The organism is Tenacibaculum soleae (genome assembly GCF_001693415.1).
GTDB classification, from domain to species: Bacteria; Bacteroidota; Bacteroidia; order Flavobacteriales; family Flavobacteriaceae; genus Polaribacter; species Polaribacter soleae.
The window spans coordinates 341,874-366,649 of the sequence record NZ_MAKX01000001.1; the positions used below are offsets into that span (position 1 = coordinate 341,874).

The window sequence follows — 24,776 nt, forward strand, 5'->3', positions numbered from 1 at the left end:
GTTTTCCTTTAGTTGGTTTTTTTATAACAATTTTCTCTTTAGGATTTAAAACATCTTACCTTGTAACCTGTTTTGTGCTAATAGTAGTGTTTTAAATAAAATATATAAAAGGTAATTTGTAATCCTTTTTTATAATCTATAATGCTACCTATTTTCAAAAGCTTTTTTGCCAATATTATCAAATTCTTTTTTAGTAACTAATTTCCCATTATTAGGCTTATTTATTTTTATTGTTTCTTTTTTCAATGTAATTTTTGATGCTGTATATGTTCTATCTTTAATAGAAAGTTCTAAAATTAAACCAGGCAAACTATTAAATTCAAACGGCCCATAGTTAAACGAAATATCAGGAGTGTACCAAGCCGTATAGGTAGAATAAGGATCAACTACACCTTTAGGTCCATTATTTTTTCTCTTCACCGTGGCTTTATAACAAATATATTTTCCAATCTTTTTCTTTTCATTAACTAACTTCCACTTTAAATCAGAAGTTGCTGATACAATTAAAAAATCTTCTCCAAAAAAAGGTTTTTCCTCTGTCATTTGCCTTTTCTTTAAATCTACAAAATACCTATTATCTCCTTTATTTAAAATAAGAGCTAGTTTATTAAAACTCTCTTCACTATCCATAGCTAAGTTTGAGTTTAAATAAAAAATAGAATTCTTTTTATTGAATTTAAGCGTATATTTTAGTTTCTCAGAAAAAAGGTTGGTTTTCTTTTGAAAACTATGATACATGTTTTTAGATTCTAAGGAATTGTTTAAGTTTTGCTCAGAACTTATTTTAACACTATAAACTACTTCTCCTGATTTAAATAATTCTTGTGAAAATAAGTTAGCAGTTATGAGTAAATAAAATATTGTTGTAATTGCGTTTTTCATTTTATGGTATTTAAAAATTATAAAAATGTAGTCATTTAAAATGACTACATTTTTGCATTATTTTATTCTTTCAATAATTACTGCATCTGGCACTACCGTTTCTGCTACCGTTACCGTTCTATCAAAACAATGTCCGTAGGCTGCAAACCATACTATCCAATAGTCATATCCTCTATTTGAATAGTCACGTGCTACCCTTCCTGCAAAACCACCACATTTATCATACGCTTCTATTTCTTAATATAACTTTATATTAACCTCAACACTTGTATTCGCATTCACTAAACTGCTTGTAGCAAATACCATTACTATCATCAAAATTAGTTTTTACCTTTTCAAATCATTATTGCGTTTCTTGCTTCTTTTTGCAATATTTTAATCTCTTTTTTTTCTTTCTTTCTCTAAATCTTTAATTATTCCATGTGCTTCTTTTTCTGTTTTTATTTTAGCTTTCTTGGGAGGTCTTTTAATTTTTAACTCTTTTGTAGGATTGAAGTTTATTTTTATCGCACTAATATTAAATTTATCTCTATTAATTTCTAAAATTAAACCTGGTAAACCTTTATAATACTTTGGTCCAAAATTTAAAGGAATACTTGGGGTAAACCAAGCTATTATTCTCTTGGTATAATAAAAACCTCTTCTGCTATAAAGTCTTTCTAATGCAATGGCTTGATAACATTTATATTTACCTATATTTTTTGTTTTATTAGTTATTTTCCAATCTAAAGGTTTATGAGCAATATATCCTAAATATTCACTCATTTGAATAATGGATTTTGTTTTGTTATTTGTATAATATGGTGTTGTACCTGCTGAACTACCAATATTATAACCTCCTTCTTCTTCTAGTTTTGGTATGTGTTTATAATATGACTCTTCATTTTTAAAACTCAAAATGAACTCATCTGGTTTTGAGTTTCTATACATTCGTACAACCTCTTGTTTTATACTCATAGGAGTATCTTTTTCTTTATTCAACTCCACCAAAAAGCTGTCAATATACTTTTTATTAAGTTCTGCCTTATATACAATACTTCCTTTTTTACTTTGAGCTATAATCTGTATAGAAACAGCTATAAAAAGTATTAATACCACTCTTGTCTTTAACATTATTTTTATTTTAAAAAAATGTCTTTGATAGTTTTAACATACAAAATACTGCTATAAAAAAACCTATCAAAGACATTATATATTACATTATTAAATACTTTTAACAACCATTTTTATCCATGCAAGAAGCAAAATTACCATAACTATCAGGGTGTGCTTTATCACAAACTGTATAAACAGTAGAACAAGGTACATTCATTTTTAATATTTCTTTTTGGTTAATTTCTTTCTCTCTTTCATTGGGTGTTGACATTGCTGTTAATGCAACAGAAAACACTCCTAAAACTAATATTGATTTTAAAGCTTTCATAAACTTACTAAATTTTTAATTTGATTAATTTATTTATACTCTTCTTTTTTAAGAAGACAACCTTCCTTATTAGATACATAAGGTAACACATCGAAAATTTAAAAAGAAAAATGCGCGCAATTTATAAACATCCTTCTTTTTGATAGCTATCTTATAATAAAAAAGTGATCAACTATTTTACTACTGTTGTAAAACTAAAAATTAAATATTTAAAAAATGTTAACGTTTTTAGGGGTAACCCTATTTCATATTAGGGATAACCCTAATTCATATTAGGGATATCCCTAATTTTTTGTTAAAAAAATGTTAAAAAAAACAACCTTAACCACTCATTATTAACGATTTATATTTACCGAAGGATAAATTCAAAAAAAAATGCTCTTTTTAAAGAAAATGAAAAAATTAAACATATTTAGTTTTTTTGTTTTTTTTTAAACTTAAAGCACCTTTAAAAAACAAAAAACTGCAATTAAAAATTGCAGCTTTTTGTAAGTATAAAATATAATATTGTTTATTTTAAGTACTTGCCAACAAAAAAAGTTCCGAAAGGTAAAATTGATAATAAGCATACAATTCCGAATGTTTTACCATTCCAATTAAGCTCGTACTTTAACATAATAGCCATAATTATGTATACTACAAATAGTAATCCGTGTGGCATTCCTAATAATTTTACATATTCAGGGTTTCCTTGTAAGTATTTAATAGGCGTTGCTATAAAAAGTAATAATATATAAGAAACTCCTTCTAATAAACTTACTATTTTAAATATATTAATCATTTTGTGTGTTTAAAAATTAGTGACTAAAGATACTGAAATATTACGTCCTGCAGCAGAAACTCCACTGGCAAATTCTTTATAATGTTCGTCAAACAAATTGGTAAATTGTGTTTGTACTGATATGTTATCGTTTACAATATATTTTGCATACAAACCTACGGTCATCCAACTTGGAGTACCATAATATGTATCAATATCTTTTGTTGCGGTTTCATTTATGATAGGTGTTTGTTGATGATTATCAATCCCTTCATCTAAATTATAATCAGTAATATCTTTTTTAGCATTAAATACTAAATTTGCACCACCTTCAAGCTTATTTTTTGAATAATTTAATTCGAAACGGCCAAATAATGGCGGAATTGAAGACATTGGTAAATTAGTGTCGTAGGCTTTTCCTTTGGTATAAGTTAAAAAGCCTGAAGTACTCCAATTAGCAAATAATTTCCCTTGATAACTTACCGTTGCTCCCGTAATATAAGCAGTTCCTTTATTTACATTAGCAACAATATCACCAAGTTCGTTATCATATAAAACGGTGTTACTTCCGTTCAATTGATAACCTTCACGATAAATATAATTATTTAACAAGGTATAATATACGTTAGCACCAACTCTAAATTTTCGGTTATTAAAATATTTTTGAACACCAATCTCTGCATTATAAGCATGTTCTGGGTTTAAATTGATATTTGGTACCGTTACTTTACCATTTTTTTCTCTTACTTTACCAACATCGTCAATATTTGGCGAGCGGAATCCTGATGACAACACTGCATTTAATTGCCATGTTTTAACAGGTTTATACACATAACCAATAGTGGCTGTAAGTGCGGTATTGTTTAAATCGATATCGTTACTTGGTAGGGTTATAAAAGTATCGTCTACCCAAGTAGCATCTAATTGTGTGTTTGTTAAACGAATACCTGTATTTAAAGTTGATTTTGAGGTAATATCTTGTCGATAATCTAAATACATTGCCGAGCTAAAGTAACTACTTCCTCCGTCAGGATAACGAGATTGCACTTTAAAATCAGCATCAAAACCAACAATATTATTATCTATTACTCGCAACGTCTTTCCGTAAGAATTAGATTGCACATTATTATAAGCAACTTCAAAACCATAACCTAAATCGCGTTTTTTTGCTAAAGGAACTGTAAAATCGGCCGTTAAACTATACACATTTACTGTTTCCTCTCTATAAGACCTTTCTAAACTACCAAATTTTCTTTGAATTCGACTTTCTTCTATGTTTTGATATGCCGCAGTAATAGTACCTTTATTTAACCATTTTTTATTGGGATTGATTGCTAATTGTGACGAAACTAATAATCTGTTTTGTGGACCATATTGCCATTCAGCAAATTTTAACGAACCACTTTTAAGTTCACTCAACTTATCAAATCTTGGTATATCTGATGATGTTGAATATTGAATATTTACTTTTAAATCGGTTTTTAAGGATAAGGGAATAAAAAATTTCTGCAAAAAATCAGTTTGGCTAAACCCTGTGTTTTTCTGCAAATTTACATCGTTATTCGCAATTGGATTTTCGGCATAGTTTCCATCTAAATTATCAGAATAAAAAAAAGTTTTTCCCCAATCATTAAAACCATGAGAACGGTTTTTACCGGTTTTTAAATCTCCAAAATTACTATGTGACACGCTGGTAAGTGCTGCCCACTTTTTAAACTGTAACTCAGCCGACACCGAATTTGTTACCTCATTATTAACCGAACTGTATCGTAAAAAACTACCTCCTTTAATTTGATTTTTTTCTGATAATTTTGGTGTTTTTGTATAATAATGAATTACACCACCTAACGCATCAGATCCATAAATAACCGATGAGGGTCCAAAAACCACCTCGGTTCTATCTAATAAATTCGGATTTACGGTTATTGAACTTTGCAAATGTCCTTTTCTGTAAATTGCATTATTCATACGCACACCATCAACCACCAATAAAACACGATTACTCTCCATACCTCTAAGCACCGGGCTACCACCACCAAATTGCGACTTTTGTACTTTTATTCCTGGAATTGCAGCCAACAAATCTGCCGATGTTTGTGGCGATACTTTTTGAATTTCTTTTAGTGAAATAACTGCAATTTGTTCGGCAATGCGATTTGTTTTTTCTTTGTTTTTAAAAACTGAAACCACAACTTCATCTAATTGTTCAGAATGTTTAGATAGGTATACCTGATAATTATTTTCTTTTAATGCTGATTTTTTTTCCTGTAACTCAGCATAACCTACATGCGAAAAGATAATAATCTCATTTTTTTTAAAATCTGAAATATTTACAACTCCATCAACACCACTAACCGCAGCGGTTGTTTTATTTTTATTAAATACGGCAACACCGTCAATACTTTTACCTGTTTCGGCATCAGTAATAATAAGGCTTTGTGAAAAAACAATAGTAAATGTTAGTAAAAAAAATAATGTGATAATTTGCTTCATATATTAATTAAATACGGTTTCTAAAACGTCTAATGATTTTGGCTTTTTAAAACTCTCCAAATGTAATTCAAAATATCTAATTATGGTTCTGAGTATTATTTGCCTTTCGTTTTTATTGTACGAAATTGTGTGTATCTCATCAAAATTTATGCCTAACAGCTTTTTAAAAAGTATTAATTCGTGTCCCGTTATAATTAATTTCTCATAAGTGGCATCTGTAAAATTTCCTTCTAATAAATTAAAGGCTGGTTTATCAGATTGAGACACATCAGGATAAAACCCTAAAAAACGAGATAAATTCAATAAAAAAAGTAAATGAAAATTTGCAATACTGTCATGTGTATCTAGCCATACTAAAGCTGTTTCAATATACTCGTATAATACCGAATTTTCTTCTTCTTCTTTAATAATATTTGAAAGCGTTTCAGATAAAAAAAGCACAATAGATTGTTTTATAACCGAAGTATAAATATGCTCATATGGATGAATAACTTGGGCTTCTTTTATTGAATTTAAAGTGTTTTTATTATTATGATTTGCTTCAATTTTCAACTGTGTTAATGGTTGAAAATAAGCTGCCTTAAGTTTTCCTTTTCTTGATTTTAACACTCCACGTATCATGTACGATCGAATTCCGTCCTTTAACGTAAAACACTTTACAATTAAACTAGTATCACCATATTTAAGCGCACTAATAACAATTGCTTTTGTGGTAACTAACGCCATTTAATTTTTTTTTATTTATAAAAACACGCGTCAAAGATAATTTAATAAACACAACAAAATTGGTACATTAGCGTAAAAATGAATCAACTTATATGGCAATAGAAATAGAACGTAAATTTTTAATTACTTCGGATGAATTTAAACAAAAAGCGCATCAAAAAAACTATATAAAACAAGGTTTTTTAAACTCTGATAAAAATCGTGTAGTTAGAGTTAGAATAATGAATGATTTAGGATTTTTAACTATAAAAGGAGCTTCTAATAAAAGTGGAACTTCAAGATTTGAGTGGGAAAAAGAAATTGATTTACAAGAGGCTAAAGATTTACTAAACTTATGTGAAAAGGGTATTATTGAAAAATATCGATATTTAGTTAATATTAGCAATCATACTTATGAAATTGATGAGTTTTTAGGAGAAAATGAAGGCTTATTAGTTGCTGAAATAGAACTAAATAATGAAAACGAACATTTTATAAAACCAAATTGGTTGGGTGAAGAAGTAACCGGTAATATTAAATATTACAACTCAAACTTAAGTAAACTCCCATTTTTAAAATGGTAAACCTATACATGTTTATATATTGCCCAAAAATGACTAAAGCTTCCTAAAAGTACAAAAACATGAAAAATAGCATGATTATAAGGTATTTTTTTTATCGAATATAAGATGGCACCAACAGTATAAAAAACACCTCCAGCCATTAAGTAAAATAACCCATCAGAAGATAAGCTATTCATTAAAGGCTTTATCAAAAAAATTACTTGCCAACCCATTATTAAATATAATGCTGTTGATAATTTATCAAACTTACCTGTAAAAAAAAGTTTTAGCACAACCCCTGCTAATGCAAACAACCACACAAAAACAAACAAATACCAACCTGATGAATCTGGTAAAACCACCAAACAAAAAGGAGTATAACTACCAGCAATTAACACATAAATAGCTGCGTGATCAAAAATATTTAGTCTGCGTCTTAATTTCGGTTCTTTTGCGGCATGGTAAAATGTAGAGGCTGCGTATAAAATAATTAAACTCAGAGAATAAATAACAAAGCTACTTATTTTCCAAAACTCGTTATATTCTAATGATTTTAAAACCAAAAAGGGCATAGCTACAATAGTCAGTACCAAACCAAAACCATGTGTTAATACATTTAGTTTTTCTTCCTTTTTACTATACTGGTGATTTAAACTCTCGCTCATTATTTGGTCGGTTTGTATCTTTCATATATTTTTTATCATTTAACAATTCATTATTCATTAAGTTGAAGCATTGCTTTTTTAAAGCTTCTTTGTCCTGAATTGTTAAATTTTGAGTTGAAATAAATTTTAATTGTTTTACTCTAAAACCCCCTGGGTTTCCTTTAAAAAAATCCCAAGAAAACAATCGTTTTGCATCATAATAAACTTGCGTAACTATTGGCATTTGGTACTCAATTGCTAAGCTAAATGCTCCGTTGGTAAAAGGAGCAAGCACTACATTTTCTGTAGGCACTAATCCTTCAGGGTAAATAGCAATACTTAATCCTTCATCTAATCGTTTTTTTATGCGAGCATATACTTCTTTTCTACTTTTCGGATCTTTTCTATCAACCATAACCACAGCCTTTTTGTAAAAAAAACCAAATACTGGTAATTTTACCAATTCTTTTTTTCCTACAAACAACAACGGGTTTTTATTCATTGCAATCATAATCCAAGGATCTAGTAACGAGGCATGATTTGCAATAAATACATAGCTTTTTTTCGGATCGATTTTTTCTTCTTTATCAATTTTTAAACGAAAACCCATTCCATAAATTAAAAAGAACGACCAAGCTCTCATTAACTTCCAAAAAGTACCGTAATATTTTTCATCAGACAAAAGCACTAATAAAAAAGGAACCATCGCTAAGACAGAAACAATCATCAATAAATAAAACCAAATACGCCAAAGTAATCGGAAAGGAAAAAGTAAGTATTTCATGAATGCGAATGTAGTAATTTCTTTTGTTTCATCAATTTTAAGCTTATTTTTGCTACTATCAAGTAGTCGTAAACATTGTTTACATAATTTTTTTAAAACAAACACATGTCAAGAATTTTAACAGGAGTACAAAGTACAGGAACTCCACACTTAGGTAATTTATTAGGTGCAATTTTACCAGCCATTGAAATGGCAAATGACACTAAAAATGAATCCTTTATTTTTATTGCCGATATGCATTCGTTAACACAAATTAAAGATGGTAACGAATTAAGAGAAAATACTTATAGCGTTGCTGCTACTTGGCTTGCTTGTGGAATTGACATTAATAAAACTGTTTTTTATCGACAAAGTGATATTCCGCAAGTAGCAGAATTATCTTGGTATTTAAGCTGTTACTTTCCGTACCAACGATTAACATTAGCACATGGTTTTAAGGATAAAGCCGATCGTTTAGCTGATGTTAATAGTGGTTTGTTTACCTATCCGATGTTAATGGCTGCCGACATTTTATTATACGATGCCGAAATTGTGCCTGTTGGTAAAGACCAATTACAGCATTTAGAAATGGCTCGTGATGTAGCTAGCAGACTTAATAATATTGTTGGAGAAACACTTGTATTACCTCAAGGAAAAACAAATGAAGACACCAAATTAGTTCCTGGAACAGATGGTGAAAAAATGAGTAAATCAAGAAATAATTTTATCAATATTTTCTTGGCTGATAAAAAATTGCGCAAGCAAATTATGGGTATTCAAACTGATAGCAAAGCGCTAGAAGACCCTAAAGACCCAGACACTGATAATGTTTTTGCTATTTATAAACTACTAGCTTCGGATACGCAAATTGCAGAAATGCGAGCAAATTACGAAGGCGGCAATTATGGTTACGGACATGCAAAACAAGCTTTGTACGAACTTATTATAGAAAACTTTAAAGAGGTTCGTGCTAAATACGCACATTATATGGAAAACAAACACGAAATTGATGAAGCTTTAGCTATTGGTGCTGAAAAAGCAAAAAAAGTGGCGCAAGATGTTCTATCAAGAACTCGTGCTAAAATTGGATATTAAAAATTTTATCATGAAAAAGTTACTTTTTTTATTTTTATTAGGAACCTTAGCTTGTTCAGCTCCAAAAGAAAAAACTTTTATTGCTGATGCTTCTTGCGGTCAATGTAAATTTGATTTAGAAAGCCAAAAAGGATGTGATTTAGCTATTAAAGTTGACGGTAAAGCCTATTTTATTGATGGTGCCCATATTGATGATTTTGGAGATGCACATGACGAAAAAATTGGCTTTTGTAACGTTATTAGAAAAGTAAAAGTTACCGGAAAATTAGAAAATAACAGGTTTAAAGCTACAACGCTTAAAATCGCTGAGTAATTTTTTATAAGTAAGCATAAAAAATCCGAAGTGAAATTTACTTCGGATTTTTTTACCTCTTTACATTTTAAATTATGGTGCAGGGTTTGGAATTATTGCATGTATTGCTTCTATTTCATTTAAAATTTCTTCTGATAAATCAATATTAATAGAATTGATATTCTCTTTTAACTGACTCATTTTTGTAGCCCCAATAATATTACTAGTTACAAACGGCAATTGATTAATATAAGCCAACGATAATTCTGCCAATGATAAACCATGTTTATGTGCTATTTTTTGATATTCTTTAACCGCTTTTAAAGAACCCTCACTCATATAACGTGCAATAAACCTGGGAAATAAAGTACCTCTTGCTCCTTCTGGTGTTTTATTATCTAAATATTTACCCGATAATACACCTTGCGCTAATGGTGAATAGGCTAGTAAACCAATGTTCTCTCGCATAGAAACCTCGCTCATACCAACCTCATAACCTCTATGAATTAACGAATACGAGTTTTGAATAGTTGCCATTCTTGGTAAATTATGTTGCTCGGCAGTTTGTAAATACTTCATCGTTCCCCAAGGAGTTTCGTTAGATAACCCAATGTGTTTTATCTTTCCCTCCTTTACCAAGGCAGCCATTGTTTCTAAAATCTCTAAATGATTTTCGGCTTCTTTAGTAGCTGTTTTATACGGATAATCACGAACACCAAAACAATTTACACCCCGTGAAGGCCAGTGAAATTGATACAAATCAATATAATCAGTTTGTAAGCGTTTTAAACTTCCTTCAACGGCATCAATAATATTTTGTTTGGTAAATCCGCCGGTACGAATATGCTTCGTATAATCACCTCCTCCAGCAATTTTACTTGCTAAAACAACCTCTTCTCTTTTACCTGTTTTTTTAAACCAGTTTCCAATAATTGTTTCGGTTGCTCCATAAGTTTCAGGTGTTGCAGGTACTGAATATAATTCGGCAGTATCCCAAAAATTTACACCTTGTTCTAAAGCATAATCCATTTGTTCAAAACCATCTTCTTGTGTGTTTTGATTTCCCCAAGTCATAGTTCCTAAACAAATTTTAGAAACTTTTATATCGGTATTTGGTAATGTTGTGTATTTCATTGTAATAATATAAAATGAACTAATGTAGCAATGAAACAATAAATTGACACATTGTTATATTAAAAAATTGTTTAATTAATGATCGCTTCAATTCCTGGTAATGTTTTTCCTTCTAACATTTCTAACATTGCGCCCCCTCCAGTTGAAACATAACTTACTTTATCTCCAAAACCGAATTGTTTTACTGCTGCTACCGAATCTCCTCCTCCAACAAGTGAAAAAGCTCCATTTTCGGTTGCAGTTGCAATAGCATTTCCTAATTGAATTGTTCCGTTGGCAAAGTTTTCTAATTCAAAAACTCCTAAAGGACCGTTCCATAAAATAGTTTTCGATTTTGCAATGACTGTTGCAAATTTTTCTGAGGTTTTTGGCCCGCAATCAAGCCCCATCCATCCATCAGGAATTTTAGTTGTATTAACAGTTTGTGTATTAGCATCGTTTGAAAAAGCATCCGCAATAACTGCATCTACAGGTAAATGTATTTCGGTATTTTTCTCTTTCGCTAATTTTAAAATAGATAATGCTAACTCTAATTTATCATCTTCCACTAATGAGTTTCCTATCGATCCTCCTAAAGCTTTAATAAAGGTAAACGTCATACCTCCACCTACTATAATGTGATCTACTTTTTCGATAATATTTTCAATTACTCCTATTTTAGATGATACTTTTGCCCCTCCTAAAATTGCGGTAACAGGTTTTTCTGAATTATTTAAAACCTTGTCTATACTTTTAATTTCGGTTGCTAATAGGTTTCCAAAATATTTATTATCAGCAAAAAACTGTGCTATAACTGCTGTTGATGCATGTGCTCTATGCGCGGTTCCAAAAGCATCGTTTACATAAACGTCTCCTAATTTTGATAATTTTTCAGCAAAAGCTACATCTCCTTTTTTCTCTTCGCTATAAAAACGTAAGTTTTCTAATAATAAAACTTCACCATTTTTTAAGTTAGCAACAGCTTTTTCTGCTTTATCACCAATACAATCTTCAACAAACTTTACCTGTACACCAATTACTTCGGTAACTTTACTAACAATATGTTTTAACGAGTATTTTTTTTCAACTCCGCTTGGGCGACCTAAATGCGACATTAACACACAGCTACCTCCATCTTCTAAAATCTTAATAATTGTTGATTTTGCTGCTTGAATTCTTGTAATATCTGTTACCTGAAATTCATCATTTAAAGGTACATTAAAATCTACACGGATTAATGCTTTTTTGTTTTCGAAATTAAAATCGTTTAATGTTGTCATGTTTGTTGTAATCTTTATAAATCAATTGCTAAAATAATTATTTAATTCTGATTGATTTACATAAAAAGTAGTTTTCAAAACTTATATCTTTGTTAAACTTTTTTACTTAGCTATGAGCAACACATCAATTAAAATTACATCTGAAAAACTTAATTTACAAGAATGTTATAATTTTGTAGAAGATGCTTCTTGTGGCGGAATCGCAGTTTTTGTAGGTACTGTAAGAAATGCCACTCAAAACAAAGCTGTTACACAATTAGATTTTTCTACCTACAAACCAATGGCTATTAAAGAAATGCAAAAAATTGCAGCAAAAGCTTTAGTTCAATTTCCGATAAAAAGAATTGCTATTCATCATGCTGAAGGACTTTTACAAATAAAAGACATTCCTGTAATTATTACGGTTTCTTCACCACACAGAAATGCTGCTTTTGAGGCCTGCCAATTTGCAATTGACACCTTAAAAGAGACTGTACCTATCTGGAAAAAAGAATATTTTGAAGATGGTGAAGTATGGGTAAATGCGCATCCATAATATTATTTTCGCATTAATTATATATATATTACTCAGATAAACAAAGCATTACGATTATTTACAATTTACTTATTAAATTCATTTATATATTTACAATGTTAATATACTTCTGGGGGGAAATATATTTGCGTTTTTCAAATGAGTTTAAAAGAGTAAAATAAATTTTACTCTTTTCTTTTGCGTAAAAATTAATATGGCAAATCTGCTGGTTCGATAAAGTTAACTTTCGGATCATATAACTCTTTTAAAATTTCTTTAATCTCTTCCATAAATTCTTCTAATTTTTTTGATGTAACTTCATTATCGGGATTTCGGTAATTGGATGAGAAATTCATTTTTAAAAAGCCACTTTTTAAATTTTTAAAAGAGATGATTCCTGTTTCTAAGCCATTTTCAAAATTGAAATTTGTTGTTTGTGTGTAAATAAAAGCATACAATAATACCTGAATTGCTTTATGATGTTTTAAATCACGAATATTTGTAAAATCTACCAATTTTAATTTGTTTGCATCAACCATTCCGGTTTTGTAATCTATAATTCTGGTAACTCCATTTAACTCATCAATTCGGTCAACTTCACCATGAATTTTTATTGGAAAATCAATGCCTTCAACAGTTATTTCTGTAGCAATTTTCTTTTCAGTTTCTATAATTTTAAGTTGATTGTTTTCATCTTTTAACAATTCGATTTCTTTCTGTAAAAAATTTTCAACAAAACGATTAGCAACCTCAAAAACCAATCTATTTTTTCCTGTTGAAACATCGCCGTTTTTAAAATGCTCCGTAAAATAATGTGTTACTAGCTCTTTCGATTCTTTTTGCATTTTACAAACATCGTCTAGTTTTAAAAACTTGCCAAAATAAGGCTGATATAGCTTATCTAAAGTATCGTGCACCACTGTTCCCATAGTATTTGCAGCAACGGTTTCTTCAACATTATCAAACTCATTAATTTTTAAAATCTTTTGTTTGTAAAAAGCAATCGGATTGTATAAATAATTGGTTAATGCTGATGGTGATATTCCTCTTTTTGCAATTTCCTTTAATCGGCTTAAAACAGCTTCATCTTTCTTTATTTCTTTTAATTTTACTGATGATGTAACCACTTTTGGACTAATAATTTTTTCTGAAATATCATTTCGCATCATCTCTAATTGCGTAACAAATCGGCTTTTTTCTCCACTTCCAAAAACATCATGTTCGGTATTATATAAAATAAAAATATTTTTTGCTCGTTGTAATAATCTAAAAAAGTGATACGAAAACAACGCGTCTTTTTCTTTATATGTTGGTAATCCGAAGGCTATTTTTACATCAAACGGAATAAAGGTATTTTGTTGACTACTTGCTGGTAATACCCCTTCATTTACCGAAGTAATAATTACGTTTTCAAAATCTAACATTCGCGTTTCTAAAACTCCCATTAATTGCAATCCTTGTAAAGGCTCTCCTTGAAAAGACAAACTTTCTGATTGTATTAATTGCTTAAAAAACTGATGTAATGTTTTTAAATCCTGCACATAATTAAACTCAATATGTAAGTTTTGTAATTGTGTAAATGCCGTATAAAAACGGAATAAATATTCTTTTTCTAAATCGTTGGCATGCTCTTTTAAAACAGCAATTAACCTTAATATTCTTGCCAAAAATTCAGCAACTGTTGTAAATGGATTAAAAATTAAATTTAATGTTAATTTAATTTCCTCATTTAAAGGCGAAAGGAAATCATTAATTTCTTTTTGAGTTATAAAAGTATTGTTTTCTTTAACAATTGTTTCAGAAATAAGATCGGCAATATTTTTAGTTTCATCAAGTTGTAATAACTTATAAACCGCTGCATCTTTTACAAACCTAACAACATCTTTATGATAAAACTGCTGTGTTGTTTGCTTTGCTAATTTTTCTTGATTGTTAAACAACTGAAAAATAGCAAAAATTAAACTTGTTGTAGGAATGTCTTTTAACGGATATCCCATAGTAATATTTATAGCCTCAACACTTTTGGGTAATGAGTTTAATGTTATTGGCAACAATGTTTCATCTGCCAACACCAAGGCTGTATTGTTATGGTTTGGTAATTTTGATAAAATTTCGCCCGCATATTTTATTTGTGTGATATTTTTTGATGCACCAATAACTTCGATATTTTTTGATGCTGAAAAATAATTTTTAATTGTTTGCATCTGATTTTTCTCATAATACTTCCATTGTTTTTTATATTTTCTAAGAAAACTCCCCGCTTGATGGTTTGTTTCATAAAATGCTTTATCAACATCCCAATAAACTTCTGATTTTCCTACTGATAAAAACTCTTGAAACAAGTATTCTTCAGCTGTATTTAAAGCATTAAAACCGATGAAATAATATTTTTTACCATCGTTTTTTTTGATAAAACTTTCAACCTTTTTAGTTGCTTCTCGATATAAAACTCCTTGATAACCAATTTTATTTTCAAGTAAAAATTGATAGAAAACAGCATAAAATTTTTCTAACTTTTCCATGAAAGAAAAATGATCTTTTATCAGTTCTGTTTCTTTAAACTCGCCTTTTACCGACCATTTTTTTAATCGATGAATGTCGCGTAAATACACGAAAATATCTTTTGTATCAATTAAATGTTGATCTATTTCATTAAAATCTTGTAAAACTGTAAAAGCCCATGATGAAAATACATCAAAAGTATCTGGTTCTTTTTCTATCTCTTTATAGATGGTATAAAAATGAAATAATAATTGTACCGAATCTGCCTTGTTAATTTCAGAAATTTCTTCAACAAAATCGCCAATATTAACAACCTTAGGTAAAAAACCTGCTAAAATTTTGTTTTTAAAAGTTTGTTTTACAAATACTCCTGCTCTTTGAGACGGAAGTATAAACACAACGTTTTCAAACGATTTGGTTGTTTGTAAAATATCATCTAAAGTTTCAGAAATAAACGAGTTCATAGCTATTTTTTAATCACCCCAAAGTACAATTTTTATCTTATTTTTGATATGATTAATAATTTCATTTTTTTATAATGAATACAAATAACAAACTTACGGTAGCATTAATTCAGGCTGATTTAGTGTGGGAAAATCCATCTGAAAATAGAAAAAATTTTGAAGAAAAAATAAACACACTTTCTTCAAATATTGATATCGTTATTTTACCCGAAATGTTTACTACTGGCTTTACCATGAACGCTACTAATTTAGCTGAAACCATGAATGGGCCTACCCTGATTTGGATGCAAAAATTAGCTGCTCGAAAAAAATGTGCACTTCTAGGAAGTATTATTATTACTGAAAAAAATCAATATTTTAATCGACTTCTTTTTGTACATCCTTCTGGTAAAATTGATTTTTACGATAAAAAACATACTTTTACTTTAGCTGGCGAACACAAAATATTTTCAGCAGGTAATAAAAAGACTATAATTAACTATATAGGTTGGAAAATTTGTCCATTAATTTGTTACGACTTACGTTTTCCTGTTTGGGCTAGAAATATCGAAAATTATGATTTACTTTTATATGTAGCTAGTTGGCCAATTAATAGAATTGAAGCTTGGGACACTTTATTAAAGGCCCGTGCTATTGAAAACATAAGTTATACTATTGGTGTAAATAGAGTTGGAAAAGATGCTAATAATTACGAATACAACGGTAATTCTGTTGGATATGACCCGCTAGGAAAATGTTTAGCCAAAAATGATAAAGGAATGGAAACTTGTTTGATTATTGAGCTAAATAAAGAAGTTCAAAATAAAATTCGTGATAAATTTAAATTTTTAGACGATAAAGATATTTTTAATCTTCAATAAAAAAAGCAACCTTATCGGTTGCTTTTTTACTATGCTGGAATCATCCATTTAAAATTGAATTTTGTATCAGGAACTACGATACGTTCGGTAATTCGATACATTCTGTCTGGTAATTTCATTAAATAATCACGTGCTTTTTCAGCTTCAGGTGTTAAACCGGTAACTTTATCAATTTCCCAAACGGTGTTTAGTTTTTTAAGAATATCTACATAATCAAAACCAGTGTATACACCTACTCTTTGTGCTACGGTAGAAAAATCGTCAAATAAACTTCCTTTAGCTCCAAATGATTCTCTTAAATGCATTGCAGGCATTACTATTTTGTGTTTCATCATGTGCTGAAAAGCCAACATCATTTCACTTGGGTCAATTTTAAAAATTTCTTTTACAAAATCAGCGTAAGCAATATGATGACGCATTTCATCACCTGCAATAATTTTAGACATTTTTGCTAATGCTTTGTGTCCTTTCTTTTTGGCAATTTTTGCTACATTATTGTGCGATATGTATGTTGCCAATTCCTGAAAACTTGTATATACAAAGTTTTTATAAGGGTCGGTAGCTGTACCAATATCAAAACCATCAGCAATTAAGTGTTGGGTAGATATTTCTACTTCACGCATGTTTACGCGTCCTGAAAGGTATAAATACTTATTTAAAACATCACCATGTCTGTTTTCTTCAGCAGTCCAAGCACGTATCCATTTTGCCCAACCATTGTCTGGTTGCTGTGAAACTCCATCTAAATCTAGTAACCAAGATTCGTATGTTGGTAATGCTTCTTCAGTAATCGTATCTCCTACTAAGACAACCCAAAAATCGTCGTCTAATTCTTTTGATAACTCTCTAATTTCTTCAACTTCTGTTATAAAAGTATCTTTTTGTGAGTTTGGTAAAAAATCGGTTGGTTGCCAAATTTTTTCAGCAGGAATTAAAAATTTATCTACAAAACTGTCAATGTTTTTTTCCAGTGTTTGCATTACTTCCTTTCGGATATTTTGTAATGACATAATATATTGTTTGTTGTTGTTTGTTTCTTTACTAAAAAATTGCTTCTTTTATTGTAGTTTCAACATTAGCAATTAATTCATTAAACGGTAAACTGTTTACTTTTATTGGTGCGTGTGTTTTAATTTTTATTGGACTTCCTAAACCTAATGGAAATTTACCGTATTTAAACACTTTCCATGAATTATTAATTGTTAAAGGTACAATATAGGCATCTGGATTGTATTTTGTAATCATTTTTAAACCATTTATTGAAAATGACTTAGGTTTACCTGTTCTACTTCTTGTACCTTCTGGAAAAATAACCGCTGACCAATTATTCTTATTTATTTTTTTTGAGAATTTTCCTAGTTCAGTTAATGCTTGTCTTGCATCTTTACGATCTATTAAGGCTGCCCCTCCATGCCTTAAGTTAAAAGAAATGCTTGGTATTCCTTTTGCTAGTTCTTTTTTAGATACAAACTTAGGATAATGTTTTCTAAAGTGCCAAATAATTGGCGGTATATCAAATGTACTCTGGTGGTTTGACACAAAAATTAAACTTGTGTTTTCTGGTAATTCTTGTTCATTTTCTACCTGTACTCGAATCCCTAAAATTAATAAAGATTTGATTAAAAACCAATTCATAATATCGACTACATTTTGATGTCCTTGTTGCCCAAACAATTTTAATCCCAACCATTGTAAGGGATGGAATATTATGAGTAGTAAAAAAAACACCAATGCAAATATTGACGATATAATATAACTAAATAATTTCATTCTTTTATTTTAATTAGTGAACAAAAATAAAAAATCCCGCGAAAGCGGGACTATTTATTTAAATTAAAACCAATTATTCCAAGGAATTCTTGATAATATCAATAATAATGCTACTCCATAAAATATTGTAAATGTTTTAAATTTAGCAGCACTTTTTACTTGTTTTTTATGTTTAGACCAACCTATTGTTATTAAAACAATAGCAATAATCATCATTAAAGGATGCTCTAACGCTAATAATCTAACTGGAGCATCTTTCATATCTCCTAATCCTTTTTGAAAGCCGCCAACAAAATATACTAAGAATCCTAATAATAATTGAATGTGAGTTGTTATTAAACTAAATAATCCTAGTCGGAATTCTTTATGGGTAAATTCTTTTTTTTGTATCAAACCAATAACTGCATTTAGTACTGTAAAAATCAATACCGCTACTACAATATATGCCCAATAAGAATGTAATGTCTTTATCATAATTTGTTTGTTTTTTGTTAGCGTAAATGTACTAATTTTTGGGCATAAAAAAACCACCTCTATTGAGGTGGTTTTAAAATATTATTTTTGATTTTGGTTATTTAACTACCCAAGCTCCTTCAACTTTTTCAAATAATCTTTGAAACTCATTTTCACCATTATCGTATACTACGTATGATAATAAATACTTTTGACCTTCAGCTGCTGTAGGTGCATGGTGATCTAAGAATAAAGCTAATGCATAGTTTATTTGAGACTCTGACCAATTATAATCAAAATCTCCATAACTAGCTAAGTTACCTATTAATCCAGCATATTCAGCAGATGTAAGTTGAGATGCCATATATTCATAATCTGCATTTCTTACCAAAGTATACTTAATTGTATTATCTGGCACCCAGTTTGTACCATCGTGACCAAATTGTAAAGTAGTTTCAATTGTAGATTTATAAGCTTCCCAAACTCCATCAGTTTTTGTATATAAATCTCCTCTTACTTGTGCTCCGCTTGAACTAGATACATAATTATACACTACATCTAATACATCTCCATCTTGAGCATAAGGAAATTTAATGTTTAAAAATGTTGGTAAATAATTTGCTGCTGGTTTAGAGCTTCCAAAATTACTTAATCCCATTGATGTAAAATCATCTTCAGTTACTGAGTAATAATTGTCTGTAGGTAATTTCCATGTAGTTCCATCATAGGTGTACATTACAGTAGTAAACACTTTTTCTCCAACAACTTCATCAGGTAATGTTCCGTTATTCATTATTGCTGACCATGTGTTAGCAACACGTATACCATCTACTGTTCCTGTTGGCCCTCCGTTTCCTTGACGGATACCTATTCTTTTTGCTGTATTATTTGGATTACCAGTATTAGTAGCTTCTGGTGTATCTGGTTCAGTATCTGTAACAGCGTCTAACACATATAAATTTGATACTCCATTTGCTGTGTTATAAGATGCAACTATAAGGTAAGTTTTATTTAAATCATAAGCGTTACTTCCGTAAGTTAAAGAGCTAGAGCTAGCGCCAATACCAAATAAAATTTTATCTGACCCATTATTTTTCGCTCCAACTCTTGCAGAAAAAGCATAACTTCCATCCTCTTCCATTAAGTGAAAGAAATAAGTACCATTACCTACTTCGCTTAAATTTATTAAAGCACTAGAATATACCATTCCAGATGTAATATCTGAAGTAAATGCTTTGTTTACATCTTCTGAACCTGCATTAGATAAAGAGATTGCACCTGCAGCATCTGAAGGATAATCTGTCATAGACAATCCTGTTGTTGCATATTGCAGTTGATTATCAGCTCCTGAGTGTTTTACCCATGCTCCTGCTGAAACAGTTGTTAAATCTCCTGCAGTTGCTCCGTAATCAAAGTTTTCTTCTAAAGAAACTTTAGGAGTAACGGCTGTTGTACTACCTGTATATTGTGCATAAGTTGTAGAAACATAATCTCCTTCATCAGAAGAACTATATTTATTTGATAAAATTCCCGGTAAATAATCTGAAGGTGTAACGCTACTTTCAAAAGCATTTGTACTACTTCCGCTTACTGCATAATCACTCTCGCTTAACTCATAGTTTTTTAAACTAAAAGCTCTACCTCTGTATAATTTATAACCTACTAATACAGATGACTTATTTCCCCATGCTGGGTATAAATCTGCTAATAATGCTGGTATCTTTTCTTTAGCATCATCTTCAGAATTGAAACTTCCATAGTTTAGCTCTAACGTATCGTAGTCATCATCTGTTAGTGTATATTCTGCATCACCTACAATTGCATTTTCTTTTGCATCAACTAAGGCGTTGATATCTTCTAATGGCTCACATGAAGTGAAAACCATTGTAAAAACTGTTAATAATAAAAATATTTTTTTCATGGTTTTGTTTATTAAAATTTAACTGTTAAACCTAAACTGAAAGTTCTTCCTGCTCCGTAATATACACCTGCGTTAGTTGCTGTATGCTCAAATACACCAGGGCTTACTTCTTCAGTTTTATCAAATGCGTCAGATATATATTCTACATCAAAAATATTATTCATTTTTCCTGATAAAGAAGCATCTAAACCTCCTATTTCAAAACCATGGTTAAATCCTAAATCAAATAAATGATACTCTGGTAATTGCCATGTATTTTTTCTATCAGTACTTCTATTAATATCCATTTTAGCATATAAATCACCTGCGTAGTTATAATCTATAAAGATAGATGATTTTTCTAATGCTTTATATTTTAAGCCTAAAGACCAAGTAGTTTGTGCTGCATCAGATACTTTTAAATCAGTTGCATTTACCACTACTTCTTCTAACAATGTACCTGATTGGTCAAAAATTCTACCACTTACATCACTTTTCCATCTCCAGTCTCCTAATGATGCCATACCGTTTAAGATAAGGTCATCTGTCATTTTATATACAAAATCAACCTCAATACCTTGGTGTAATGCGTCTAAACCTGCTAAGTTTGCTTCTAATTGCTGACCAACATTATCTGGGTCATTTACACTTTTTGTTAATGATTTATCTAACCAAGAAGTTCTATAAATATTTACATTTGCGTTAAACCTTTCGCTTCTATAACCGTATCCTATTTCTGCACTAAATACTTTTTCATTAAGCGCTTGATCGTTTAATTCTACTGATTCTTTGTCAAGAAATACATTTCCTGTTAAAAAAGGTGCTTTTGAAAAGTAACCAACATTTGCAAATACATTGTGTGTTTCATTGATGTTATAATTTACTCCACCTTTTGTTCCATATCCTAAGAAATTTGCATTATCTGAAACATTTCCGTTTGGATTAGAAGAATCATCTAAGAAACTTGATCTACCATATCTTGTATTAGATATTGTTGTAGATAAAAATGCTGATAAATCATCTTTAGAATATTCTAATTGACCAAAAACACCATATCTTAATACTCTTCCTTCATAATCTCTATTATAACGATCACCAACTTTTAATGGTTGATTATAATTATTATCGTTTGATTTTGGATTTAAAAAATATTGACCTCCCAATAAATCTGTAACTTCATAATAATGAGTTCCTACATAATATCTACCATCGATACCTGTTGATAAAGTTAATTCATCAGACAATTCGGTTTTTAATGTAGATAAAATACCATACCATTTATGCTCGTTAACTGAAGCTGTAAATACATCTGTAGCTCCATTTGCTCCATTTGCTTTGTTCTCTGCAACAATTCTATCAAAATCAATTGGTGTATCAACGTCACCTAATCTATATTCATCGTTTGTGAATTTCCCTGTACCTTCTGTTCTTCTTCCTCCACCAGAACCAAAAGAAGCATATACTGCTGTGGTTACAAAAGTTTTGTCAGAAATTGTCCAATCGTGATTTAAAGATATTTGTGGTTTATGGTAATAGTTTTGTGAAACATTTTCTACCTTACCATTTCTATAACCCCAATCTGGGTTAAATCTTTTACCCCCTTGTTCAGTTGCTCTATTTTGTGCAATTGTTCTTGTATTATATCTTTGTCCGTGCTCTTGTTGTGCTCCTATTATATTAAAAGATAATTTATGATCATCATTTAACTCTTTAGATATATTTAAGAAGTAATTCACTCCATTAAATTGAAGTCCATCAACATAACCGTCTCCTGAAACGTGTGCTGCAGAAGCTGTAATAGCAAGACCATTATCCATTACTCCTGTAGATAAAGTCATTCCATATTTAAAATAACCATCATTTGCTACAGACATTTTAACGTTCCCTCCTTTTTCAGCATCAGTAGATTTAGAAATAATATTAATTGTACCTCCAATAGATGGCACCGCTACTTTAGAAGCTCCTAAACCTCTTTGAACCTGCATTGCAGATGTAACATCTGATAAACCTGCCCAATTAGACCAGTATACTGCTCCGTTTTCCATATCATTAACAGGAACTCCGTTAATCATTACAGCTACATTTTCAGATCTAAACCCACGTAAATTAATTCTTGAGTCTCCGTAACCACCACCAGTTTTAGTTGCATACACACCAGGTGTAGATTTTAAAATTTCAGGAAATTCTTGAGTTCCTAATTTAGTTTCAATTTCTTCTGCTTTAATTGTAGATACTGCAACTGGCGTTTTTCTATCAATAGCAAAAGAAGTTGCCGTTACTACGATTTCGTTTAAAACATTTGAAGGTTCTAATTTAATAGTTCCTAAATCAGTACTTGAAGCTGAATAAGTAACTTCTTTGTTAATGTATCCTATAAAAGATAAAATTACAGACCCTGAAGTTTTTTTAGCATTAAGCTTAAATTCTCCATTAAAATCTGTTGCTATTCCATTTGTAGTTCCTTTAACTACAACACTTGCCCCTGGTAATGGTTCACCCATTTCATCAACCACTGTACCAGTAAGTTTTGTTTGCCCTAAAACTGTAGCTGTTACAAAGAACAGTGCTACAAGTAAAACATTTTTGAATTTTTTCATTTTTAATCTAATTGTTATTAAATGCAGCGCAAAGGTCTTGCTTTTCTTTCCTGCCAATATTAAGTTAATGTTAAGTTTCTTAACATCATTTTAACAAAAATTGCAATAAAAAATTCAATAAATTAGAATATAATTTAACTTGATAGCATTTTTTTAGCAATTTCTTTACCTAATTCTACACCAAATTGATCAAAAGAATAAATATTCCATATGACACCTTGTGTGAAAATTTTGTGTTCATAAGTTGAAATCAACATCCCTAAAGATTTAGGAGACAATTTATTAAAAATAAGTGAGTTACTAGAACGGTTTCCTTTAAAGGTTTTATAAGGTAATAGCTGGTTAATTTCATTTAGTTTGTTTTCCATTTTTAATTCTAAATGGATTTCTTCTTTTGTTTTACCATTTGCTAAAGCCTCCATTTGCGCATAGTAATTAGCCATTAACTTTTTATGATGAGAAGTTACCCCGTATAAAGACTGTTCAAAACCAATAAAATCTGTTGGTATTAATTTGGTACCTTGATGTACCAATTGCATAAAAGCATGCTGCATATCTGTACCAGCTGCTCCCCAAACTACATTTCCGGTTTGGTAGTTTATTTCTTGTCCATTTCTATCAACTCCCTTACCATTACTCTCCATAATAGACTGCTGTAAATAAGCAGGTAGTTTTCTTAAATAATTGCTATAAGGTAGAATGGCTTCTGTTTCACATTCAAAGAAATTAGTATACCAAACCCCTAACAAACCAAGTATTACAGGGATGTTTTTAGAAAAATCAGCCGTTTTAAAATGTTCATCAACTATTTCGGCACCATTTAACAACTCTTTAAAATTATCATATCCGATAGACAAACTTATAGATAAACCTACTGCAGACCATAAAGAAAAACGACCTCCAACCCAATTCCACATTGGAAAAATGTTTTTTTTATCTATTCCAAAATTAATTGCCTCCTCTATATTAGAGGAAACAGCTACAAAATGTTTAGCAACATCAAAAACCAAAGCTGATTTTAAAAACCAATTTCTAATCGTATTTGCATTTGTTATGGTTTCATCTGTGGTGAATGATTTTGATACAACGACAAATAAAGTGGTTTCAGGATTTAACTTACTTAAAGTTTCTGACACATGATCTCCATCAATATTAGATACAAAATGTGTATTCAATCTATTCCTATAAAACTGTAATGATTCTACCACCATTCTTGGCCCTAGATCTGACCCTCCAACTCCAATATTAACAATATCTGTAATTGGTTTCCCTGTAAAACCTTTCCATTTTCCTGAAATTACCTTATTACTAAAGGCTTTTATTTTTCTTAATGTAGTTTGTATTTTAGGTTTTATATCTTTTCCGTCAATTACAATAGGTTCTGCTGAATTACTTCTCAAAGCAGTATGTAACACCGCTCTGTTTTCGGTTACATTAATTTTATGTCCTGAAAAATATTTATCAATTGCATCTTTTAACGCTGTTTCTTCTGCTAAAGATATTAATAAGTCAATTGTTTGCTGAGTTATATGATTTTTTGAATAATCTAACTTTAATTCATCTAAACATACTGAAAAATTGTCCTTTCTATTTTTATCTTTTCTAAAAAGCGTTTTTAATTCATATTCTTTTGCTTCACAAAAATGTTCTGTTAGTTTTTTCCACGCTTCTGTTTGAATGGGATTTATATTTTGTAAAGGCAT

At 30.1% G+C, this 24,776-nt stretch carries 22 protein-coding genes; 5 read left to right on the plus strand and 17 right to left on the minus strand.

The window, feature by feature from the left end:
* Positions 1–144: 144 nt before the first annotated feature.
* The 6 genes from BA195_RS01475 to recO all read right to left on the minus strand — a co-directional run bounded on the left by BA195_RS01475 (position 145) and on the right by recO (position 6,284).
* Positions 145–882, minus strand: coding sequence for a GLPGLI family protein (locus BA195_RS01475; protein WP_068701722.1), 738 nt, complete (start codon positions 880–882; stop codon positions 145–147).
* Between the two features lie 375 nt (positions 883–1,257).
* A complete protein-coding gene (locus BA195_RS01480) occupies positions 1,258–1,995 on the minus strand; it encodes a GLPGLI family protein (protein WP_068701724.1) in 738 nt (245 codons plus the stop codon).
* A gap of 100 nt (positions 1,996–2,095) precedes the next feature.
* On the minus strand, positions 2,096–2,305 hold the full coding sequence (locus tag BA195_RS01485; RefSeq protein WP_068701726.1) for a hypothetical protein: 210 nt from the start codon (positions 2,303–2,305) through the stop codon (positions 2,096–2,098).
* 511 nt (positions 2,306–2,816) lie between these two features.
* Entirely contained in the window at positions 2,817–3,086 is a 270-nt protein-coding gene (locus BA195_RS01490) for a DUF3817 domain-containing protein (RefSeq protein WP_068701728.1), read from the minus strand.
* Between the two features lie 9 nt (positions 3,087–3,095).
* The gene (locus BA195_RS01495; RefSeq protein ID WP_068701730.1) at positions 3,096–5,558 is read right to left on the minus strand and encodes a TonB-dependent receptor; all 2,463 of its coding nucleotides are present in this window, start codon (positions 5,556–5,558) and stop codon (positions 3,096–3,098) included.
* Between the two features lie 3 nt (positions 5,559–5,561).
* Entirely contained in the window at positions 5,562–6,284 is a 723-nt protein-coding gene (gene recO, locus BA195_RS01500; protein WP_068701732.1) for a DNA repair protein RecO, read from the minus strand.
* Between the two features lie 92 nt (positions 6,285–6,376).
* Here recO and BA195_RS01505 point away from each other — a divergent pair, with 92 nt between their 5' ends.
* The gene (locus BA195_RS01505; RefSeq protein ID WP_068701734.1) at positions 6,377–6,847 is read left to right on the plus strand and encodes a CYTH domain-containing protein; all 471 of its coding nucleotides are present in this window, start codon (positions 6,377–6,379) and stop codon (positions 6,845–6,847) included.
* Between the two features lie 2 nt (positions 6,848–6,849).
* On the opposite strand, the gene trhA is transcribed toward BA195_RS01505, so the two are convergent.
* Both trhA and BA195_RS01515 read right to left on the minus strand, forming a co-directional pair.
* Positions 6,850–7,491 (minus strand): PAQR family membrane homeostasis protein TrhA, encoded by a 642-nt coding sequence (trhA, locus tag BA195_RS01510; protein WP_068701736.1) that lies wholly within the window; start codon positions 7,489–7,491, stop codon positions 6,850–6,852.
* The gene (locus BA195_RS01515; RefSeq protein ID WP_068703872.1) at positions 7,463–8,254 is read right to left on the minus strand and encodes a lysophospholipid acyltransferase family protein; all 792 of its coding nucleotides are present in this window, start codon (positions 8,252–8,254) and stop codon (positions 7,463–7,465) included. Before BA195_RS01515 ends, trhA begins: the two co-directional genes overlap by 29 nt.
* Positions 8,255–8,359: 105 nt before the next feature.
* Here BA195_RS01515 and trpS point away from each other — a divergent pair, with 105 nt between their 5' ends.
* On the plus strand, positions 8,360–9,328 hold the full coding sequence (trpS, locus tag BA195_RS01520) for a tryptophan--tRNA ligase (RefSeq protein ID WP_068701738.1): 969 nt from the start codon (positions 8,360–8,362) through the stop codon (positions 9,326–9,328).
* Between the two features lie 10 nt (positions 9,329–9,338).
* Positions 9,339–9,641 (plus strand): DUF6370 family protein, encoded by a 303-nt coding sequence (locus BA195_RS01525; protein WP_068701740.1) that lies wholly within the window; start codon positions 9,339–9,341, stop codon positions 9,639–9,641.
* A gap of 72 nt (positions 9,642–9,713) precedes the next feature.
* Here the strand turns inward: BA195_RS01525 and BA195_RS01530 are convergent, their stop codons facing one another.
* Both BA195_RS01530 and BA195_RS01535 read right to left on the minus strand, forming a co-directional pair.
* Positions 9,714–10,754 carry an aldo/keto reductase gene (locus BA195_RS01530; RefSeq protein ID WP_068701742.1) on the minus strand — a complete coding sequence of 347 codons (1,041 nt, stop codon included), beginning with the start codon at positions 10,752–10,754 and terminating at the stop codon, positions 9,714–9,716.
* Positions 10,755–10,825: 71 nt separating this feature from the next.
* A complete protein-coding gene (locus tag BA195_RS01535; RefSeq protein ID WP_068701744.1) occupies positions 10,826–12,013 on the minus strand; it encodes a phosphoglycerate kinase in 1,188 nt (395 codons plus the stop codon).
* 112 nt (positions 12,014–12,125) lie between these two features.
* Here BA195_RS01535 and BA195_RS01540 point away from each other — a divergent pair, with 112 nt between their 5' ends.
* Positions 12,126–12,548 carry a molybdenum cofactor biosynthesis protein MoaE gene (locus BA195_RS01540; protein WP_068701745.1) on the plus strand — a complete coding sequence of 141 codons (423 nt, stop codon included), beginning with the start codon at positions 12,126–12,128 and terminating at the stop codon, positions 12,546–12,548.
* Between the two features lie 188 nt (positions 12,549–12,736).
* On the opposite strand, the gene BA195_RS01545 is transcribed toward BA195_RS01540, so the two are convergent.
* A complete protein-coding gene (locus tag BA195_RS01545; RefSeq protein WP_068701747.1) occupies positions 12,737–15,493 on the minus strand; it encodes a PD-(D/E)XK nuclease family protein in 2,757 nt (918 codons plus the stop codon).
* Positions 15,494–15,567: 74 nt separating this feature from the next.
* On the opposite strand from BA195_RS01545, the gene BA195_RS01550 reads away from it, so the two are divergent.
* Positions 15,568–16,353, plus strand: coding sequence for an amidohydrolase (locus BA195_RS01550; protein ID WP_068701749.1), 786 nt, complete (start codon positions 15,568–15,570; stop codon positions 16,351–16,353).
* Positions 16,354–16,382: 29 nt separating this feature from the next.
* Here the strand turns inward: BA195_RS01550 and BA195_RS01555 are convergent, their stop codons facing one another.
* The 6 genes from BA195_RS01555 to pgi form a co-directional block, all read right to left on the minus strand.
* Positions 16,383–17,363: an acyl-ACP desaturase gene (locus BA195_RS01555; protein ID WP_068701751.1), complete on the minus strand. Its 981-nt coding sequence runs from the start codon at positions 17,361–17,363 to the stop codon at positions 16,383–16,385.
* Between the two features lie 31 nt (positions 17,364–17,394).
* Positions 17,395–18,123 (minus strand): lysophospholipid acyltransferase family protein, encoded by a 729-nt coding sequence (locus tag BA195_RS01560; RefSeq protein WP_068701753.1) that lies wholly within the window; start codon positions 18,121–18,123, stop codon positions 17,395–17,397.
* A gap of 63 nt (positions 18,124–18,186) precedes the next feature.
* Positions 18,187–18,597 carry a hypothetical protein gene (locus BA195_RS01565; RefSeq protein ID WP_176714936.1) on the minus strand — a complete coding sequence of 137 codons (411 nt, stop codon included), beginning with the start codon at positions 18,595–18,597 and terminating at the stop codon, positions 18,187–18,189.
* A 97-nt stretch (positions 18,598–18,694) separates the two neighbouring features.
* Positions 18,695–20,497, minus strand: coding sequence for a hypothetical protein (locus BA195_RS01570; RefSeq protein WP_068701755.1), 1,803 nt, complete (start codon positions 20,495–20,497; stop codon positions 18,695–18,697).
* 11 nt (positions 20,498–20,508) lie between these two features.
* Positions 20,509–23,073 carry a TonB-dependent receptor gene (locus BA195_RS01575; protein WP_068701757.1) on the minus strand — a complete coding sequence of 855 codons (2,565 nt, stop codon included), beginning with the start codon at positions 23,071–23,073 and terminating at the stop codon, positions 20,509–20,511.
* Between the two features lie 134 nt (positions 23,074–23,207).
* The gene (gene pgi / locus BA195_RS01580) at positions 23,208–24,776 is read right to left on the minus strand and encodes a glucose-6-phosphate isomerase (RefSeq protein ID WP_068701759.1); all 1,569 of its coding nucleotides are present in this window, start codon (positions 24,774–24,776) and stop codon (positions 23,208–23,210) included.

Bases quoted from the DNA above. Each gene is read 5' to 3' on its own strand.
- trhA (WP_068701736.1), bottom strand. From the start codon at position 7,491: ATGAGCGAGAGTTTAAATCACCAGTATAGTAAAAAGGAAGAAAAACTA.
- BA195_RS01505 (WP_068701734.1), top strand. From the start codon at position 6,377: ATGGCAATAGAAATAGAACGTAAATTTTTAATTACTTCGGATGAATTT.
- trpS (WP_068701738.1), top strand. From the start codon at position 8,360: ATGTCAAGAATTTTAACAGGAGTACAAAGTACAGGAACTCCACACTTA.
- BA195_RS01565 (WP_176714936.1), bottom strand. From the start codon at position 18,597: ATGATAAAGACATTACATTCTTATTGGGCATATATTGTAGTAGCGGTA.
- BA195_RS01490 (WP_068701728.1), bottom strand. From the start codon at position 3,086: ATGATTAATATATTTAAAATAGTAAGTTTATTAGAAGGAGTTTCTTAT.
- recO (WP_068701732.1), bottom strand. From the start codon at position 6,284: ATGGCGTTAGTTACCACAAAAGCAATTGTTATTAGTGCGCTTAAATAT.
- BA195_RS01555 (WP_068701751.1), bottom strand. From the start codon at position 17,363: ATGTCATTACAAAATATCCGAAAGGAAGTAATGCAAACACTGGAAAAA.
- BA195_RS01560 (WP_068701753.1), bottom strand. From the start codon at position 18,123: ATGAAATTATTTAGTTATATTATATCGTCAATATTTGCATTGGTGTTT.
- BA195_RS01530 (WP_068701742.1), bottom strand. From the start codon at position 10,754: ATGAAATACACAACATTACCAAATACCGATATAAAAGTTTCTAAAATT.
- BA195_RS01480 (WP_068701724.1), bottom strand. From the start codon at position 1,995: ATGTTAAAGACAAGAGTGGTATTAATACTTTTTATAGCTGTTTCTATA.
- BA195_RS01535 (WP_068701744.1), bottom strand. From the start codon at position 12,013: ATGACAACATTAAACGATTTTAATTTCGAAAACAAAAAAGCATTAATC.
- BA195_RS01545 (WP_068701747.1), bottom strand. From the start codon at position 15,493: ATGAACTCGTTTATTTCTGAAACTTTAGATGATATTTTACAAACAACC.
- BA195_RS01570 (WP_068701755.1), bottom strand. From the start codon at position 20,497: ATGAAAAAAATATTTTTATTATTAACAGTTTTTACAATGGTTTTCACT.
- pgi (WP_068701759.1), bottom strand. From the start codon at position 24,776: ATGCCTTTACAAAATATAAATCCCATTCAAACAGAAGCGTGGAAAAAA.
- BA195_RS01550 (WP_068701749.1), top strand. From the start codon at position 15,568: ATGAATACAAATAACAAACTTACGGTAGCATTAATTCAGGCTGATTTA.
- BA195_RS01485 (WP_068701726.1), bottom strand. From the start codon at position 2,305: ATGAAAGCTTTAAAATCAATATTAGTTTTAGGAGTGTTTTCTGTTGCA.
- BA195_RS01475 (WP_068701722.1), bottom strand. From the start codon at position 882: ATGAAAAACGCAATTACAACAATATTTTATTTACTCATAACTGCTAAC.
- BA195_RS01525 (WP_068701740.1), top strand. From the start codon at position 9,339: ATGAAAAAGTTACTTTTTTTATTTTTATTAGGAACCTTAGCTTGTTCA.
- BA195_RS01515 (WP_068703872.1), bottom strand. From the start codon at position 8,254: ATGAAATACTTACTTTTTCCTTTCCGATTACTTTGGCGTATTTGGTTT.
- BA195_RS01575 (WP_068701757.1), bottom strand. From the start codon at position 23,073: ATGAAAAAATTCAAAAATGTTTTACTTGTAGCACTGTTCTTTGTAACA.
- BA195_RS01495 (WP_068701730.1), bottom strand. From the start codon at position 5,558: ATGAAGCAAATTATCACATTATTTTTTTTACTAACATTTACTATTGTT.
- BA195_RS01540 (WP_068701745.1), top strand. From the start codon at position 12,126: ATGAGCAACACATCAATTAAAATTACATCTGAAAAACTTAATTTACAA.